Source organism: Alteromonas sp. MmMcT2-5, from assembly GCF_022348315.1.
GTDB lineage: Bacteria > Pseudomonadota > Gammaproteobacteria > Enterobacterales > Alteromonadaceae > Alteromonas > Alteromonas macleodii.
On the sequence record NZ_JAKRFB010000067.1, the window covers coordinates 1 to 16410 of the forward strand.

The 16410-nt window shown below is 43.5% G+C and carries 13 protein-coding genes; 4 read left to right on the forward strand and 9 right to left on the reverse strand.

All coding sequences use genetic code 11. From position 1 onward, the window contains the following. Window positions 1-77 precede the first annotated feature (77 nt). From MHN09_RS18860 to MHN09_RS18880, 5 genes are all read right to left on the reverse strand, one after another. The gene (locus MHN09_RS18860; RefSeq protein ID WP_239241711.1) at window positions 78-3071 is read right to left on the reverse strand and encodes a response regulator; all 2994 of its coding nucleotides are present in this window, start codon (window positions 3069-3071) and stop codon (window positions 78-80) included. A gap of 77 nt (window positions 3072-3148) precedes the next feature. After that, a complete protein-coding gene (locus MHN09_RS18865; RefSeq protein WP_049587939.1) occupies window positions 3149-3355 on the reverse strand; it encodes a hypothetical protein in 207 nt (68 codons plus the stop codon). 13 nt (window positions 3356-3368) lie between these two features. Next, complete coding sequence (locus MHN09_RS18870) at window positions 3369-4214, reverse strand: SAM-dependent methyltransferase (protein WP_049587937.1); 846 nt, start codon at window positions 4212-4214, stop codon at window positions 3369-3371. A gap of 70 nt (window positions 4215-4284) precedes the next feature. Continuing rightward, window positions 4285-6276 (reverse strand): ATP-dependent DNA helicase RecQ, encoded by a 1992-nt coding sequence (locus tag MHN09_RS18875; RefSeq protein WP_049587934.1) that lies wholly within the window; start codon window positions 6274-6276, stop codon window positions 4285-4287. Window positions 6277-6422: 146 nt separating this feature from the next. After that, window positions 6423-7019: a hypothetical protein gene (locus MHN09_RS18880; RefSeq protein ID WP_049587929.1), complete on the reverse strand. Its 597-nt coding sequence runs from the start codon at window positions 7017-7019 to the stop codon at window positions 6423-6425. Window positions 7020-7192: 173 nt separating this feature from the next. Between MHN09_RS18880 and MHN09_RS18885 the strand changes: the two genes are divergently transcribed. The 3 genes from MHN09_RS18885 (at window position 7193) to MHN09_RS18895 (ending at window position 10365) form a co-directional block, all read left to right on the forward strand. Continuing rightward, window positions 7193-8314, forward strand: a complete 1122-nt coding sequence (locus MHN09_RS18885) for a zinc-binding dehydrogenase (protein WP_049587926.1) — start codon at window positions 7193-7195, stop codon at window positions 8312-8314. A gap of 199 nt (window positions 8315-8513) precedes the next feature. Continuing rightward, window positions 8514-9335: an endonuclease VIII gene (nei, locus tag MHN09_RS18890; protein WP_049587924.1), complete on the forward strand. Its 822-nt coding sequence runs from the start codon at window positions 8514-8516 to the stop codon at window positions 9333-9335. A gap of 94 nt (window positions 9336-9429) precedes the next feature. Next, window positions 9430-10365: a helix-turn-helix domain-containing GNAT family N-acetyltransferase gene (locus tag MHN09_RS18895; protein ID WP_061095659.1), complete on the forward strand. Its 936-nt coding sequence runs from the start codon at window positions 9430-9432 to the stop codon at window positions 10363-10365. 277 nt (window positions 10366-10642) lie between these two features. On the opposite strand, the gene MHN09_RS18900 is transcribed toward MHN09_RS18895, so the two are convergent. Beyond that, complete coding sequence (locus tag MHN09_RS18900) at window positions 10643-11509, reverse strand: DMT family transporter (RefSeq protein WP_061095657.1); 867 nt, start codon at window positions 11507-11509, stop codon at window positions 10643-10645. A 145-nt stretch (window positions 11510-11654) separates the two neighbouring features. Between MHN09_RS18900 and MHN09_RS18905 the strand changes: the two genes are divergently transcribed. After that, window positions 11655-12560, forward strand: coding sequence for a LysR family transcriptional regulator (locus tag MHN09_RS18905; protein WP_061095656.1), 906 nt, complete (start codon window positions 11655-11657; stop codon window positions 12558-12560). Between the two features lie 236 nt (window positions 12561-12796). Here MHN09_RS18905 and MHN09_RS18910 read toward each other — a convergent pair whose 3' ends face one another. From MHN09_RS18910 to MHN09_RS18920, 3 genes are all read right to left on the reverse strand, one after another. Continuing rightward, complete coding sequence (locus tag MHN09_RS18910; protein WP_239218196.1) at window positions 12797-12988, reverse strand: hypothetical protein; 192 nt, start codon at window positions 12986-12988, stop codon at window positions 12797-12799. Window positions 12989-13214: 226 nt separating this feature from the next. Then, window positions 13215-15380, reverse strand: a complete 2166-nt coding sequence (locus MHN09_RS18915) for a M3 family metallopeptidase (RefSeq protein ID WP_168534224.1) — start codon at window positions 15378-15380, stop codon at window positions 13215-13217. Between the two features lie 160 nt (window positions 15381-15540). Further along, window positions 15541-16329: an MFS transporter gene (locus tag MHN09_RS18920; RefSeq protein WP_343300032.1), complete on the reverse strand. Its 789-nt coding sequence runs from the start codon at window positions 16327-16329 to the stop codon at window positions 15541-15543. Window positions 16330-16410: the final 81 nt, after the last annotated feature.

Below are 16410 nucleotides of genomic sequence, written 5' to 3' on the forward strand. Positions count from 1 at the left end.
AGAAATAGCCATTTTGCTGCACCCAAAGATGAGTAATAGATCAAAATGGGGGATCGGTGTCAAGAAAAATAAATCAGTTAATTAGGTGCGGAATGACGGATAGAAGCATAGTCTTTTTCATCAATGGCTTTTCGAAGGTTATCTAGCTCTTTGTTAAGTGCTGCAAAGTCGTTAAGTAACTCTTTATACAAAGTCTCGTCATTTAACATTGCTTGCATGGCTTGAGATTTATCTATAAAGCTCAGCGGTATTGTGTTTGCCGATGGCCCGCCGGTTACTTCAGTGGTCGCCGTCGACTTTCCTTTATTTAGCACTTCAACAAGCACGTCAAAGAAGCGGTTTGGGTCAACCGGTTTGTTGATGTGGCCGTCCATGCCCGCTGCCAGGCTCTTGTCGATGTCTTGCTGCATGGCGTGCGCCGTCATGGCAATAATCGGCAAAGTTAACTTCAGCTCATCTCTGATTTTTTTAGCTGCTGTTAACCCGTCCATAACGGGCATTTGGATATCCATCAATACCACGTCATAGCTGTTATCTTCACGTAAGGCTTTTATGGCTTCAAAGCCGTTGCTAACCACTTCAATATTCGCGTGGGTGTCGTTTAACAGACCAAGGGTTACTTTTTGATTCAGCGTATTGTCTTCTGCGAAAAGGATCTTCGTTCCGCGCAGATTAGGCACAGGCGCAGCATCTGCTGGTAGGGTTCTTGTGTTCACGTTTAAGCAAAGCTCTTGTAGCTTATCTACAAGCTCACTGGTGCTAAAAGGCTTTTTAATGAAGGTTCGAATACCTAGTTGGTTAGCCTGCTCTCGCATATGAGGCGACTCGAATGCATACAGCATTATCACCTTCGGTGGCTTAATTGAAAACTCCTGTTTCATGATGGCTGCAACTTCCAATCCATCAATGTCAGGCATATTCCAATCTAAAATAAGTACGTCGTAAGGCGCACTGTTTCCCACAGCAGCACGCATTTTGGCTACGGCTTCTTTACCGCCGGTCGCAACATCTGCTTTAATGTTAGCCACTGATAGCGACTCGATAATAGCGTCACGCGACACGCCAATGTCATCAGCAATAAGCACCTTAAGTAACGAAAGTTGCTTAGACGGCGATACAATTTGTTGGGAAGCATCCTGTTTAACGGTTACGGTAAAATGAAAGCTTGCGCCTTTTCCAAGCTGGCTCTCAACCCAAATCTCTCCGCCCATTAATGTGACTAACTGCTTACATATTGCTAACCCTAGGCCGGTGCCGCCGTATCGACGAGATATAGACTCATCACCTTGGTTAAATGGTTGAAATAGCAAAGCCTTTTGCGTGCTGTTTAGCCCAATCCCTGTGTCTTTAACTTCAAATTCAAGCTGAATGTCTTCTACATTATGCGTGCATCTAACGCTTACCGAAATCAGTCCATCCTCGGTAAACTTAAGAGCGTTGCTAACTAAATTGCTTAGAATTTGCTGTATGCGTAACGGGTCGCCGATGAGGTTTAACGGTACGTCACGTGATATATGCTGAATAAGCTCCATGTGCTTTTCCTCAGCGCGCCCTAAATGCAATCTAATGGTTTGGTTTACTAGCGCGTCTAAATTGAATTGCGTCGATTCAATATCAAGCTTGCCCGCTTCTATTTTCGAGAAGTCGAGTATGTCGTTAATTATGCTTAGTAGGGTTTGCGACGCGCCTTCAATTTGAATAAGGTTCGTTTGTTGATCTTTATCTTCTGCAGCCCGCTGCGAAAGCTTGGTCAGGCCGATAATGGCATTAAGCGGCGTGCGAATTTCGTGACTCATGCGTGCAAGAAAGTCAGATTTTGCTTTTGTTGCTTTCTGAAGGTCTTGAGTAAGTGCATCGAGCGCCTTACGTTGTTGACGAGTTCTAAGCCATAGGCCAACGACTAAGCCTAATGAAAGGATCACAAAACCGATGAAATACAGCTGAAACGTGTTTTGCTTTTTCTGTATAAGGTTACGCTGCTCTTTTAGCTGGTTGTCTTTCTCTAGAAGCTTGATGGTTTCTTCTTTTTCGGAAATAGAAAGTCGCACGCGGTTAAGGGCTAACAATCTTGATTGCTGTTCATTAAAACTTTCTTCATATGTTTTCGTGTATAGCTTTGAATATTCTAACGCGGCTTCAAAATTGTTGGTTGATTCAAGGAGTGAAATGAGCTTTTCCAACATGCTTAGCACCACTGATTTGTCGTTCTTTATGGCGTCTTTTTTTAATCCACCTTCAAGTTCGCTAATAGCCAAGTCTATTTGATTGCGTTTAATGTAGATGTCGACTAAGCGCAGTAGTCTAGACCCTTCGTTGTACTTAAAACCAACTTTGCGGTCTGATTCCGCAGCGCGGTTCAACATGGTCAGCGCTTCAGTTAAATTGCCTTGGGCGATATGTAGCTCAGCCATTTTGGTATGAACAATGCCAATAAAGGGATAGTGCACCTCTTTGAACAATTCTTCTGCCAGCAGAAGGCTTATTTTAGCGTCTTGATAGTCCCCCAGTTCCGTTTGCGCGTAACCTTGGAAAAAGTAAGCAATGGCTTTGTTTTCTTTATCATTTAAACGCTGGGCTGCGGCGAGGAAGTTTTGACCTAGCTGCAACATCATTTCGTAGTTTTGCAGCGACATGTACACATTGCCCATAGCGCTATATACAAGCAAGGCGTTATCGCTATTTACTTCAATGAAAGCAGCAAGGGATTTGTTGAGCGCTTCAAGTGCACGAGCATGCTCACCAGACAAGTCCAAAATAAGCCCTTCTAAGCGAAAAGATTCTGCCAGCGCCATGGTGTTGCCGCCTTTTTTTGCAAGCTTGCGGGCTTCCAACAGAGTTTCGTATCCGGCGACAAGGTCTTGCTCAAGAATGTGCTTATAAGCTCTTAGATTGAATAAACGGGCTTGCTGAAAAGCGTTCGGGTGGGCGTCGAAGAAATAGCCTAGCTCGGTGAATGTGGTTTCTACAGACTCATCATTATTTTGAATTCGCTGCTTCAGTTCGTCTAGCGTAGTGACTGATGATGTGGTGTTAAGTGGTTCTTTTAAAAGCGCAAAAGTAGGAAGCGCCATCGTAAAACAAACGATAGCGAAGATGCATTTCAAACGGCGCTTCACTTTCTACTTCAGCTAGCTTAAAAAGATAACGACTAGTAGCTAATTACGCGGGTAGCTTTGCTTGTATCATCAAAGCGTTTGGCTACTTCGTCCCAGTCTTGGTCTTTAATTAGCTGAAGATCTTCACCAGATAAACCGTACTTTTCTGCTGTGCCCACAGGGTCCTTTTTATACGCATCCACAAGTTTGCTGTTGCTGTCTAGCTCAACCAAGAAATCTACAATTGTTTTCTTTGCCATGTCGTTTTTCCTTTTAGTTTACTTTTGGAGATCTAAAGTCAATAACTTGCTGCTCAGTTAAACCTAGCTTTGCCAAACGATCCTGACGGTATGCTGGCATGCCAAGTGAGGGTACAACTAGGGTCGAAATTAGTGTTGGCTTGGCGAACTGTAATTCGCGAAGCAACACTTTTTGTATTTTTGGCTCGCAAAGGGGCAGGGTGGCTGCCTCGTAAATAATCAGCTCGTGATCTTCTGGGTAGTGCTCGGCCAGAATGTCAGCCAGCATGGCAAGCCCAGATTCACTGTGATTAGCATCTAACACGCTCAGCGTTGCTTCTCCGGCTAAACCTATTTGCCAGATGATTTGCGTCATGTGAGGGTCAATGCGGTAATCGCGAAACAAAAATTGAGTTGCTTCATAAGATTGACAGCCAAAGCGAGAGGGATCTATTCCCAAATCCGCAATTAAGCAGTCTTCTGCAGACACGCCGGGGAGCATTTGCGCATCTAGACCAAGTTCCCGCACTCTGCGAATAGCCTCATGAGAAGGCGTAACAAATACGCCTGGGTGACCATAAAAAGCCACGCACACTTTTTTACCTTCAACAACTGACTGCACGATGCGGTCGGCCATTTGGTCATAGGTGACAGCGCGAGATTTCCCTTCTTGATAAAGGTCGTCTAAAGACACACTGTTCGGGTTTATATTGGTGACCACGTGTTCACCAATTTTGTTCATAATCCCCATGTACACAATGTCAGCATTTTCGATGTGGCTTTTGGTCGCTATCGTCATTTGACCCGCAACACTGATTCCAGTGCCAACTACAACTAGCGATCCCTTAGGAGTATGTTCTTGTCCCTGAATTAGCGTCATATTTTCCTTTACCACTTGCTAATTGTGATTCACTCAACACTATAAATTAGATTTAGGGTATTTGCTACGTTCACTGATTTATAGCATCTACCATTGCTTTCACATCAGCGTATCGGCAGTTTTCACAAGAACCAAAGCCCTTTACTTGTCTCACTTTAAATCGAGTGAACAAAGGCATGGTCATGCCAGTTAGAAAACGACAGCAAATAGATGATGTGATTGGGCCATCAGATTTTCCGCTCAAATGCGCTTTTAGTGCTGCTATGGCCTCTGAAATTTGGTTTGGGTTCGGTGTGGAAATTGGATTTGAATAGCTGAGCTTAGCCACATTTCCCTGACATACACTGCAGTGCCCGCATTCATTGGGCGCTTGGGAATCGTCAAAATACGCCGATAAGTTATAGCTTAAGCAAGTATTGAGTTCGAAGAAGCCTACCAGCGCGGCGATTCGTTCTATTTCTTTGCACTCGTTTTCAGCGAAATAGTGAGCCAGATTATTGGCTAAGTCGGCACTTTGTAGTTTTTCGTAGTCCACGCGGTATACGTCAGTTATTAAGCGTGATGCAAGCTCAATATGATTGTGTTCATGTAAATACTCTAGTGCGGCCACCACCCTGGCACGCTCTGCGCCGTAATGCTGATAAATACTGTCGAAATCTACAATGCCCCACACCTTTTTCATATTTGAATGAGTGAATACGGCCTCTAAAAAGCGAGCCCGTTCTTCTGAGAAAAGGCCAAGTATGGAGGTTTTCTCTGAAATAAAGCGAAATTTATATTCAGCAAAATAGGCATACAAAGGGCGAATAACGTTGGCGAGTTCAAGCTGTACCAGCAGGGTTTTAAGCGGAAGCTGTCGTATGTTGCTGGCACTCGATAAGCTATTAATTTGCGTTTCCCACTGGTAAACACTGTTTTCGCCGTAAATAGGTGAATCATTGTGCGCCGCTGAATTTATGTGAGCAGGGACCTGTGAGCTAATATCATCAATTACGCGTTGAATGGCGCTCTTATCTGGTGTGTCGCCGTAAACGAAGTTCTCTATGGTGACTAAACCGTCAAGGTTTGCTAATACCGTGCAGTTTGCCGCTTTACCGTCTCGTCCACCCCGGCCAATTTCTTGGCTGTAGTTTTCAATAGACTTTGGTAAGTCGTAATGAACAACAAAGCGAATATCCGACTTATCAATGCCCATACCAAATGCAATGGTAGCCACAACAACTTGAAGCTTATTGTGCATAAAATCTTGCTGAATACCTTGTCTTACATCACTGTCGAGACCAGCGTGGTAAGCCTTTGCAGCAAACCCTTGTTGCTGTAGGAACCGGGCTACTTCTTCTGCACTATTTTGCAGCGTGACATAAACGATACCCGCGCCTTGCTGTTTTTGAATTTCTTCAAGTAAGGCTTGGTTTTTATATGGTTCATGTACTGGGCGAACATGCAAGTTCAAGTTAGGTCGATAAAACCCTGTTTGAATAATATTAGCTGGCGCAATATCAAAGTGCGCTGCCATATCTTCTTTTACTTTTTTAGTGGCAGTAGCTGTGAGCAGAAGTACTAAAGGAATATTAAGCTCTTTCTGATACGCGGGGAGTTTTAGGTAGTCAGGGCGAAAGTTGTGGCCCCACTCAGAGATACAGTGTGCTTCATCGACAACTAGCATACTTACCGGAATAGACTCAATGAACTGCCGAAAATGTTCGTTCTTAAAACGCTCCACCGACACCATCAGAATTTTACACTGGCCTGACCGCACGTCGTTCATCATTTGCTTGTTCTGCTTGGGCGTAAGCGTGGAGTCGATACTGGCTGCTGCAATGCCTTTGCTATGCAAAAATTCCAGTTGATCTTTCATTAGCGCTAGTAATGGAGAAACCACCAGAGTTAAATGTGGTAGCTGCGTAGCGACAAACTGGTAACACAAAGATTTGCCCGAACCAGTGGGAAAAATTGCTAACGTTGAATGCCCACTAAGTAGAGAATCCACCGCCTCTTTTTGCCCCTCGCGAAACGCTGAGAAACCAAAAAGCTGTTGTAAAATATTTGGGGTAGAAGACATTCTTTTTATCCATGTAGTTGATGATTTAAGTCTAACTATTTCTATCTAGTCGTACGTTGAAACAAAATATAGTAGGCAATTTGAAACTTGTTATATGGCGTTGTGGTAATAAACGCAACGATACCTGAGTCCAGTTTCAGCCTCAGTCAGTCTTTGTAGCCCCATGGCGTACTGGGAACAGAGACTGTGTTATCGATATCGAAATCAACCTGTACTTCGCGCGCAGGGCGAATCAATCGATAGCTAAAGCGGTTCGAGTAAATCATTATTTGCCACTCGTTATCGGTGGATGCTGCTATCCCAGATTCTATAAATAATGCTTTTGAGTAGGCGTCTGCGGGGAATGACTGAACTTGGGCATACCCTTCATCTACCGTGTGCCCGCCGTACATGGTAGATGAATGGAAACTGCCGTCTTTATTTCTGTGGTCGTGTTTTAACAAAAGGCCAGCGCCAGTCTTTGTTAATATCCAGGTGCGGGACGCGTCGTCACCCACATGAAAAGGTATCTGAATTTCTGAGTCTGTGCACTTTCGTACGTGCATAACAAGTTCTGCATCACCGAAGGTATTACCTACATTATCTTTACTCACCTTCCCTTGAAACGCTTTACCGCAGAGCGCTTTTATAGAATTAAAAAACGCGTCGTGGGTAGGAATTGAGACCAAAGGTGCAGCTTTACCAAACCCCACATCGCTTATTCCGATTAGTCCTAGTAAGAGGTAGATACAATGTCTTTTCATTTTTTATTCGCTATTACAGGTCGATACACGCTTTGCAGTGTAACTCATCTAAATTATCGGGTGTATCAACCATCGAAACGCATATGTATTCGAAATATAAATACTGCTGATAGTGGCGGCGTGTTAGCTTGACAATACATACAGCGTTTAATTTTTAGGGCACGAGAGTCAATATGAATAAATCTAAACAACTATTTACGCTAATTACATCAGAAGGTGAGCTTCAGGTATCGCTAAAAGAGGTAGATGTTCCAGAGCCGAAGCCGCACGAAGTGATAGTGCGTATGGAAGCATCTCCTATTAACCCGTCAGACATGTGGCCTATGTTTGGTCCAGCAAGCCTAGATAAAGCGACCTTCGATACAGATAAAAGTGCGTTGGTTGCGCCGGTGCATAAGCCTTTGTTAAATCGTATTAAGTCGCGTTTAGACCAGACGTTGCCTATCGGAAACGAAGGTGCAGGTACGGTTGTTAAAGCGGGTGATAGCCCGGAGGCACAAGCTTTAATGGGCAAAACCGTATCTATTCTTACTGGCGCAGCTTATACAGAGTATGCATGCGTGCCCGTGCAGGCATGTTTACCTCACATAGATAGCACAACGCCACAACAAGCAGCGTCGTCATTCGTTAACCCACTGACCGCGCTAGGTATGGTTGAAACCATGCGTATGGAAGGCCACAAAGCGCTAGTACATACCGCAGCGGCATCGAACCTTGGGCAAATGCTGAACAAGATTTGTTTAGAGCAGGGCGTAGAGCTTGTAAATATTGTTCGCAGCCAAAAACAGGTGGATATGCTTAAAGAGATCGGCGCGAAAGTTGTGCTTGACTCAAGTAGCGAGAATTTCAAAGCTGAACTTTATCAAGCCATAGACAGCACGGGCGCAACCCTAGCGTTTGACGCCATTGGCGGCGGTGAGCTTGTTAGCGATATCCTTACCATGATGGAAGCGTCGGGCAGTAAAGATGCAAAAGGATTTAACACTTACGGCTCTGACAGCAATAAACAAGTGTATATCTACGGCGGCTTAGATTTCTCTCCGACAATTCTAAACCGCGCTTACGGTATGACGTGGAGCATTGGTGGCTGGTTACTAATGCGCTTCTTAGGCAAGCTTGATAAGAAACGCGTAGGCGAGCTATATCAAAAAGTGGCGATGGAAATTAACACTACCTTTGCGTCGTCTTACACCAAAGAACTGAGTCTTGAGGAGGCATTACAGCCTGAGAATGTAGCGCTTTATAACGCTAAAAAGACCGGTGAAAAATATCTGATTGTGCCAAACAAAGGCTAATCAGCGCAGCGTTTAAATACAGCAATTTCAGCTAAACTTTGATTAATAAAAGGGTCTGTTGATCTTTGATGTACAAACTTCGGTTTAAAGTACATCAAAGGGCTACAGCCCTTTTTTTTATTCGCTATTATTCAGCTGCAAAGAAGCTGAAAATGATGCGAAGTAACCAGTAACCGAGATAAAAGGTATTTGAGACAACATGCCTGAAGGTCCCGAAATTCGTCGTGCTGCAGACAAAGTCGAAGCAGTAATTAAAGATACTTCCTTAGAAAAAGTAGAGTTTGGACTAGCTCAGCTAAAACCCTATGTTAAACAGCTAGAAGGCGAGAAAGTCTTGCGCATGGAAACCCGTGGCAAGGCGCTAATTACCCATTTTAGCAATGGGCTCTCTATGTATTCACACAATCAACTCTATGGCGTGTGGCATACCTGTAAACGCAACGAAATACCGGGTACTACCCGCCAGCTAAGGGTAGGGCTTCATACCGAAACACACAGTGCTATTTTATATAGTGCGTCTGACATTAGCATTTGGCCAACACAAACTATTCATGAACACCCTTTTTTACAAAGAGTTGGACCCGATGTACTCAACAATTCGGTGTCAGAAGAAATGGTATTAGAACGACTACGTTCAAAAGCGTTCTACAATCGCGCGCTAAGCGGCTTATATTTGGATCAGCGCTTTATGGCAGGACTAGGGAATTACCTTCGCAGCGAAATTCTATTTGCTGCAGGTGTTCACCCATCACTTAAACCTTCTCAGATAGGTGATGATCAGCTGCGCAGCTTGGCACATCACACCTTAGCAATATGCAAACGCAGCTATGAAACCGGTGGCTATACCGTGTACACAGAACTACGCGAAGTGCTTGAAGCAAAAGGCGTTAACTTTGAAGGTACGCGGTTTATGGTGTTCGACAGGGAAGAGCTGCCTTGTAGAGTCTGCGCCACTCCAATAAAACGCCAGACGTATAACGGGCGACGCCTTTATTGGTGTAGCCAGTGCCAGGCGATGTAATCTACCCCAATTTTTTATGTTCAATAAATAATCTGTTTGACTTATTTCCAATTACGATTAATTGTATCCGTAACTGGTTACGGAGTTTTGTGAAGTGAAGTCATTTAATGAATTGGGGCATATTGCATTAGGTACTGCCTTACGTCAGTTAGCCGCGCAGGTGTCAAAGGATGCGGAAAATACTTATGCGAAATTTGGGTTTGCGATAGAGCCAAAGTGGTTCCCCGTATTTTATGTGCTCGCGTCAAAAGGTGCTGATTCCGTTGTGAATATCGCTAAAGAGATAAATCATTCTCACGTGTCGGTGAGTAAAATCGTAAAAGAAATGAAAGCACGCGACCTAATTGAAAGTTACAAGTCGAGCGACGACTCACGGGTTACGCTGGTGGCTTTAAACAGCAAAGCGAAAGCGATGGTGCCCCAAATGAAAAAGCAGTGCGATGCCATAGACGCAGCCATGCGCGAGCTAAAAGATGAAACGGGTATAGATTTGTGGGAAGCGGTGAGCGTAGTTGAAAGGCATCTTCGATATCGCCCCATAAGTGCGAGAGTGGACGTTGACTCGTCTGATATTAAGGTAGTCGATTATGCGCCAAAGTATCGCGAGGCATTTAAATCGCTCAATGTTGAATGGATAAGTAAATATTGGGAATTGGAAGAGCCCGATTTTAAAGCGCTCGACGACCCTGAAGGCTACATTTTGAATCAGTCGGGTTTGATATTGATCGCGTTAGATAAGGGCGAACCCATAGGCTGCTGTGCACTTATTAAACAAGCTGACGATACGTTTGAGCTTGCTAAAATGGCGGTGTCTCCCAAAGCTCAAGGCAAAGGGGTAGGGCTGCTGTTAGGTAAAAGTATTGTCGAAAGGGCGAAATTGATGGGAGTAAAGCGGCTTTATTTAGAGAGCAATTCGGTACTTAAGCCCGCAATACGTTTGTATGAAAAGATAGGGTTTAAGCATATTAAGGGGGCGCCATCGCCTTACGCGAGATGTGATGTGCAGATGGAGCTTTATTTAAATAAGTAATTGTTACCGTGAAGTGCAGCGATAAGTTGTAACAGCTGTTTTTGCAAAAACGCAATATAGTCCTGACGTTCGTTTGTAGCGAAGTATTTCGGACAGTTTTGATCGAACAGCTTAAGACAGTCTTCTAAATAAGAGTTACTATAGTCACAAAATATCAAATTATTTTCAGTCATAATATTCCAAAAATTAACTAGTTATTATTTATCCCACTTGGGAGTGCAAGTAAAAGCTCGTTCCCAAACGCGGTCACGTTGGAAAGTTAGATTAACTTTATCACTTATATCATTTTACTTGTTTGCTTTATCTTTGCTTCTACCTTGGCTAACCAAATCAGCGGAATAATAATTAAAGAAGATCCTATAGCCAAGCTCAGGTCCGGTATTTCATCGAACCACAGCACCCCTACAACTACAGCACCTAATAAGCCAGTGTATTCGGCACTGGAAATTTTACTGGCTTCGATTGCTCTATATACCAATACACATATACCAGCATAAATTAGGATAAAAGTGTTGGAGCCTGTTGCCGTTAACATTGGAGTCCAGTCCCAAGGTTTGCCTTCCCATAACGCCAACCCAAGTGCGGCTGGGATACCTACTAGGTTGGTGAGCATTAAAGTTTGGAACACATTATGATGCTGAGGTAATTTACGAACCAATAAATTATTTACAGCCATAGTCAATGCGACGACAAGGGCGGCAATCGCTGCCCAATTAATTTGTGTTGGTTTAACCACGATAAGTACGCCGATAAAACCCAAAACAGCAGCAGCAATTGAGTGGCTAGTCAGCTTTTCCTGAAACAATATCATGGCTAACGGCAGCATAAGCAAAGGCGCTGTATAGAAAATAGCATTTACGGTAGCTAACGGCAGAGCGCCCAGAGCGAATACCATAAATATTGCCCCTAATAACCAAATGTGGCCACGTATAAAGTGCCATTTGAGGCCAGCGAAGAGGCTTTGTTTATTACTGAGTAGACAAAATGGAAGTAAAATCAGCACTGCGGTCAATTGACGAAATAATACAAATTGGTATGTGGCAGTATCTGCTGGCAGAGTTTTTATCAAAGCGTCAGAAAAAACCCCAATTATATTTCCGATGATAAGTAATGTCATCGCGAGTCCGACAGTTATTTTGGGCATTTCATTACTCCTGCTACATTCTAGAAAATGTCAATGGAACTGAATTAATAGAGTTACGTTTGTAAAACGGTTATATGATTAGCGTATTCCATACCTTATATGATGTATAATGTTTAAAATGCTTTTAGTATGAGCTAAATTTATAATGAAGTTGCCTCCTTTACGTGCCCTGCAATGCTTTGAAGCTGTTGCGCGACTTAATAGCTTTTCCAAAGCTGCTGAGCACCTCAATGTGACTCAAAGTGCGGTTAGTCACCAAGTTCGATTACTCGAAGACTATTTGGGTGAAACTCTGTTTAACCGACAGGGGCGTTCTTTTTCCTTGACTAAGGTCGGGGAACGTTACTTTGAAGAAGTGACTAACTCATTAGGAAATCTATCAAATGCCAGTCAAATGATACGTCACGGGAAATCAGGCAATCTTCGTTTGGCTTTATATAGCTCTGTGGCGGTGAACTGGTTGATACCGAAGTTAGAAGATTTTAGATATCAGCACCCAGAAATAGAAATAACTTTAAATATGGTCGGGGATCAACCGGATTATAATGACCAATTTGCGGATTGTTTTATTACAACGAATCCACCGGAACGTAACTTTGTCAATCAATTCATGTTTACTGAAAAACTTTATCCAGTGTGTGGAAAAAAGCTTTGGCAGCAGTTAAGAAATAAGCCTCTACCTGATTCATTATGGCAACACCCGTTATTATCAGTACAATACTCAGATACAAATGAAAGTCTTGGTGACGACTGGTTACGTTGGTGTATGAGTGGTAAATTTGAATTACCTAAAGATGTCAAAATTAATCAATTTAGTCATGTCTTACTTGCCGCTGAAGCGGCTCGATATAATTTGGGAATTACCCTCATTAATAATTACATGATGGATGATCAGGATCGCCAGCAAAGTCTTGTGCGCATACCTATGCACGAGCTTATTACCGGAGATAACTTCTATTTTGTCTATAAGGAAACACGAGCTAGGCAACCTGATATTATGAAATTAGGTCGTTGGCTTAAACAGCAGTGTTATGAACTGGAATCAGCTTAGCTATTTAAATCAGAGTTGAAGGTGAATACACTTATTCAGATAAGTTGCCACACAACACCACGGTCACTGTTTTGGTTTAACTGGAGGTTCGATACTGTTGCCAAAACGGATAACTCTCGGCTTTCAATAAAATAATAAAAAGCTGAGACGCATTCAGTCCATTCTTGCCAAAAGACGAGTGTGCGCCTTGTTAACCGCACACTCAAATTTTCACTTAAATATTCACTCAAAAACTCTCAGGCACAGAAAGTATCATTACTTTCTTTGTGAGTAATAATGCTGCTCTCTGCCTTCATCTCTTCAATATGAACCATGGTTTGCTGTTTTAAATCGTTGAGCAATGCCTGAAAAAATTCAAGCTGCTCATCGTTCATATAGTCGTCTTCACTGGCGGCAAGAAGCGATTCTTTAGTCAACGTTTTACTCATTTCAGCTCCACTAAGACTCGATGAAACCAGCCAAAAACCTGATTATAGTGTGTCTCGCCATACAAACGCAGGAATTGTTTTGTATGCTGATCCTTCATGTTCGAAAGCGCCGCTATCCGTTATTCTAAAAACGCTTTGTCTAACGTTATGCCACAATCGCGGACAATACAGTTTGGCCATTCAACGAAGTTAGACGGTATTACCGGTGAATTCATGAGGCCTCCTGTTAGTCAATTTTGGTTTTAAGCCCTCTGCGAATAAGCAGAGCATCTGTTGTTGGCGCTTTTCCTCGGAATGCTTTATAAGACTCCATCGGGGGACGAGAATTGCCGGTAGATAAGATTTCCTTTCTATATTTCATACCGTTTTCTAACTTTAATCCGCCGAGTTCTTGCATATAAGCAAAGGCATCAGCAGCTAAAATTTCACTCCACATATAGGCATAGTAGCCAGCGGAATAGCCGCCACCCATTGAATGTGCAAAGAATGCTGACTTATAACGAGGTGGTACATAAGACAAGCCAACATTATGTTTATCGAGAGCTTGGGCTTCAAAGGCTTGGACATCTTCAGGCGCCTGCTCGGCAGAGATAGAATGCCACTCCATATCAAGCAGTGCCGCAGACATATATTCCAATGTGTCATAACCCATATTGAATGTACGTGAACGAATCACCTTTTCCAGCAGAGCGTCTGGAATAGGCTCTCCAGTTTCATAGTGCTTGGCATAGTTTGCAATAACTTCAGGGTGGGCTGCCCAGTCTTCTTCGAAGGTAGAAGGGAACTCTACATAGTCTCGCGAGACAGATGTACCGGCCAACGTTGGGTAATTTACGTCTGACAGCATGCCGTGAAGTCCGTGACCCATTTCATGGAACATGGTAGTCACATGATCGTAACTGACTAATGTAGGCTCGCCATCAGGCGCTTTGTTTATGTTCATTACATTAACCACAACAGGCTTTTGCGAGAGCAATTTCGACTGTCCTACGAACGAACTCATCCAAGCTCCACCGCGTTTACCTTTGCGAGAAAAGTAGTCGGCATAAAAAATCGCTAAACTGTCACCATTTATATCAAACAGCTCGTAAGCCTTTACATCAGGGTGGTAAACCGGCAAATCTGGACGGGGCTTGAAGCGCACTCCGTACAATTTATTCATAGTGAAAAATACGCCATCTTCAAGCACGCGATTAAATTCGAAGTATTGTTTCACCTCGTTTTCATCTAGCTCGTATTTAGCTTGTCTTACCTTTTCTGCGTAGAAAGCCCAATCCCAAGGTTTTAGTTCGAAGTTATTACCTTCCGCTTCAATCATTGCTTTAATGTCAGCGGCTTCTTTTTCAACGTTTTTAAGTACAGCGGGCACCATACTGCCTAGCATGTCGTATACAGCGCTTGGCGAACCGGCCATTTGTTTGTCTAGGCTGTAGGCCGCCCAGCTATCAAATCCAAGCAATGCTGCTTTTTGTGCGCGCAGTCCTGCCAATCGGCTAATAATTTTGGTGTTGTCGTATTCCCCAGATTGGTTTCGGTATGCTGATGCTTCCCACACTTGCTGGCGAAGTGCTCTATTTTCTAGTGAAGTAAGGACAGGTTGACGAGTAGTGTTCGTGATACTTAGAAGATACTTGCCTTCTTTATCAGCAGCTTTAGCAGCATCTGATGCGGCCTTTATTTGGCGCTCTGACATCCCTGACAGCTGCTCTACGTCATTCACTACCACCGCAATTTCAGATGACTCTGCCAGTAGGTTTTGAGAAAACTGCGTGGTTAAGGTTGAATGTTCTTCGTTTATTTCACGTATCTTCTGTTTATCTGATTCATTGAGTTTAGCGCCAGCGCGAACAAAATCAGAGTAATACACTTCGAGTAGTCGGGTTGATTCAGTATCTAACTCCAACTCGTCGCGCTGGTTGTATAGTGTTTCAATACGCTTAAAAAGCGCACTATTTAAATTAATGGTATCGCTGTGAGCCGCCAGCTTTGGCGCTAGAATTTTTTGGATTTCTCTGCGTTCAGGCGAGCTATCTGTTCCTACTAAGTTGAAAAATACTCGGCTAGTTCTGGCGAGTAAACTTCCGCTTTTTTCAAGCGCTAGCAACGTATTGTCGAAGGTGGGAGCGTCAGGGTTAGACGCTATTTTTTCTACTTCTTGTAAGTGCTGTTCCATTCCTTTTTCAAATGCAGGAATGAAATGCTCGTCCTTTATCAAATCAAATTGCGGCGCGCCGTAAGTCAGTGAACTTGCCATAAATAAAGGGTTCGTCTGCTCTGCTTTTACTGAGTCAGTCTGCGTTGTAGCAGTCTTATTCATTGTTGACACCTGTTCGGTGCAGCCTGTTGCCAAAAGTATAGAAGATATCGTGGCTGAAATAAGGAGCTTTTTCATAGGGTTCCTAAATTTTTAGGGTAATTAACTGTCTGTGAGTGTAATGTTATGTTGTAACAATTGTCAATTGTGAGAAAGTGCGAAGAAATTAAAGGAAGCGATAGAAGTGCTGCTGGGTTACGCCTTAACTAGCGGTCTACTAGTCTTCTTTGCATAAAGCTTAGTGTGCTTCTCGTTTTACAAACATGAACACTAACATCACGTTTAAGCCAAATATAGCAATGCACAACGACCCAATAGTGGCATCTCTGAAGCTAAAGAATTGAGCCACGGTGCCTGCGCCAATGGTGCCTAGCATCATACCCACCCGAGTGGCGTTTGAATAAAACGCTGAAGTAAAACCTGTCAAATCAGGCGCTTGTTGTTGCAGCAAGGTCAATCCAATACCGGCATATAAACCGTAGAATAGGGCATTTAATATTTGAAGCGTTAACAGTTCCCAACTCGCTTGAGAGAAATATACGCCAACGTAAAAGCAACAGCCGAAAATAAATGCCACAGCCATGATACCCGCAGGTGGGAACCGTCGGGCTAATTTGGCTGCTAGCAGCATGGTTGGTATTTCAAGGGCGGCCACAACCCCCATCATTAACCCAGGCAAATTTTCAGGTAACCCCAGTTCATTCATTACGTACAAAGGCATGGATGATAAATACATGACATTGCCTGCCATTCCGGCAAGTATGGCTAACCCCACAAGCCAAAACGGCAGTGATAGCGAGCCCTTTAGAGTAGTGTTGAGTGAGTGTTGATTGGCTTTTTGCCCAGGCACAACTTTAACCACAAAAAGCGTCGCAACAACCACGCACGCTATAGCCACAGAAAAGGACGCTGCGAAGCCAAAATTGGCAACCAGCGTAAATGCCAGCGGCGGGCCTACCACCCAAGCGAGAGAGATGGCCGCGCGAACTTTTGAGTTAAATGCGGCTAAGTGCGTATTTCGGTGAATCCGATCGGTCGTTTCGGTTTTATCCGATCACTTTTTCATCTTCTTTTTCGTCCCTGCCAGTTTTACCTTAAGTGATCGGAT

Excerpts from the sequence above, each read along its gene's own strand:
- MHN09_RS18860 (WP_239241711.1), bottom strand. The coding sequence starts at position 3,071 with ATGGCGCTTCCTACTTTTGCGCTTTTAAAAGAACCACTTAACACCACA.
- MHN09_RS18865 (WP_049587939.1), bottom strand. The coding sequence starts at position 3,355 with ATGGCAAAGAAAACAATTGTAGATTTCTTGGTTGAGCTAGACAGCAAC.
- MHN09_RS18870 (WP_049587937.1), bottom strand. The coding sequence starts at position 4,214 with ATGACGCTAATTCAGGGACAAGAACATACTCCTAAGGGATCGCTAGTT.
- MHN09_RS18875 (WP_049587934.1), bottom strand. The coding sequence starts at position 6,276 with ATGTCTTCTACCCCAAATATTTTACAACAGCTTTTTGGTTTCTCAGCG.
- MHN09_RS18880 (WP_049587929.1), bottom strand. The coding sequence starts at position 7,019 with ATGAAAAGACATTGTATCTACCTCTTACTAGGACTAATCGGAATAAGC.
- MHN09_RS18885 (WP_049587926.1), top strand. The coding sequence starts at position 7,193 with ATGAATAAATCTAAACAACTATTTACGCTAATTACATCAGAAGGTGAG.
- nei (WP_049587924.1), top strand. The coding sequence starts at position 8,514 with ATGCCTGAAGGTCCCGAAATTCGTCGTGCTGCAGACAAAGTCGAAGCA.
- MHN09_RS18900 (WP_061095657.1), bottom strand. The coding sequence starts at position 11,509 with ATGCCCAAAATAACTGTCGGACTCGCGATGACATTACTTATCATCGGA.
- MHN09_RS18905 (WP_061095656.1), top strand. The coding sequence starts at position 11,655 with ATGAAGTTGCCTCCTTTACGTGCCCTGCAATGCTTTGAAGCTGTTGCG.
- MHN09_RS18910 (WP_239218196.1), bottom strand. The coding sequence starts at position 12,988 with ATGAGTAAAACGTTGACTAAAGAATCGCTTCTTGCCGCCAGTGAAGAC.
- MHN09_RS18915 (WP_168534224.1), bottom strand. The coding sequence starts at position 15,380 with ATGAAAAAGCTCCTTATTTCAGCCACGATATCTTCTATACTTTTGGCA.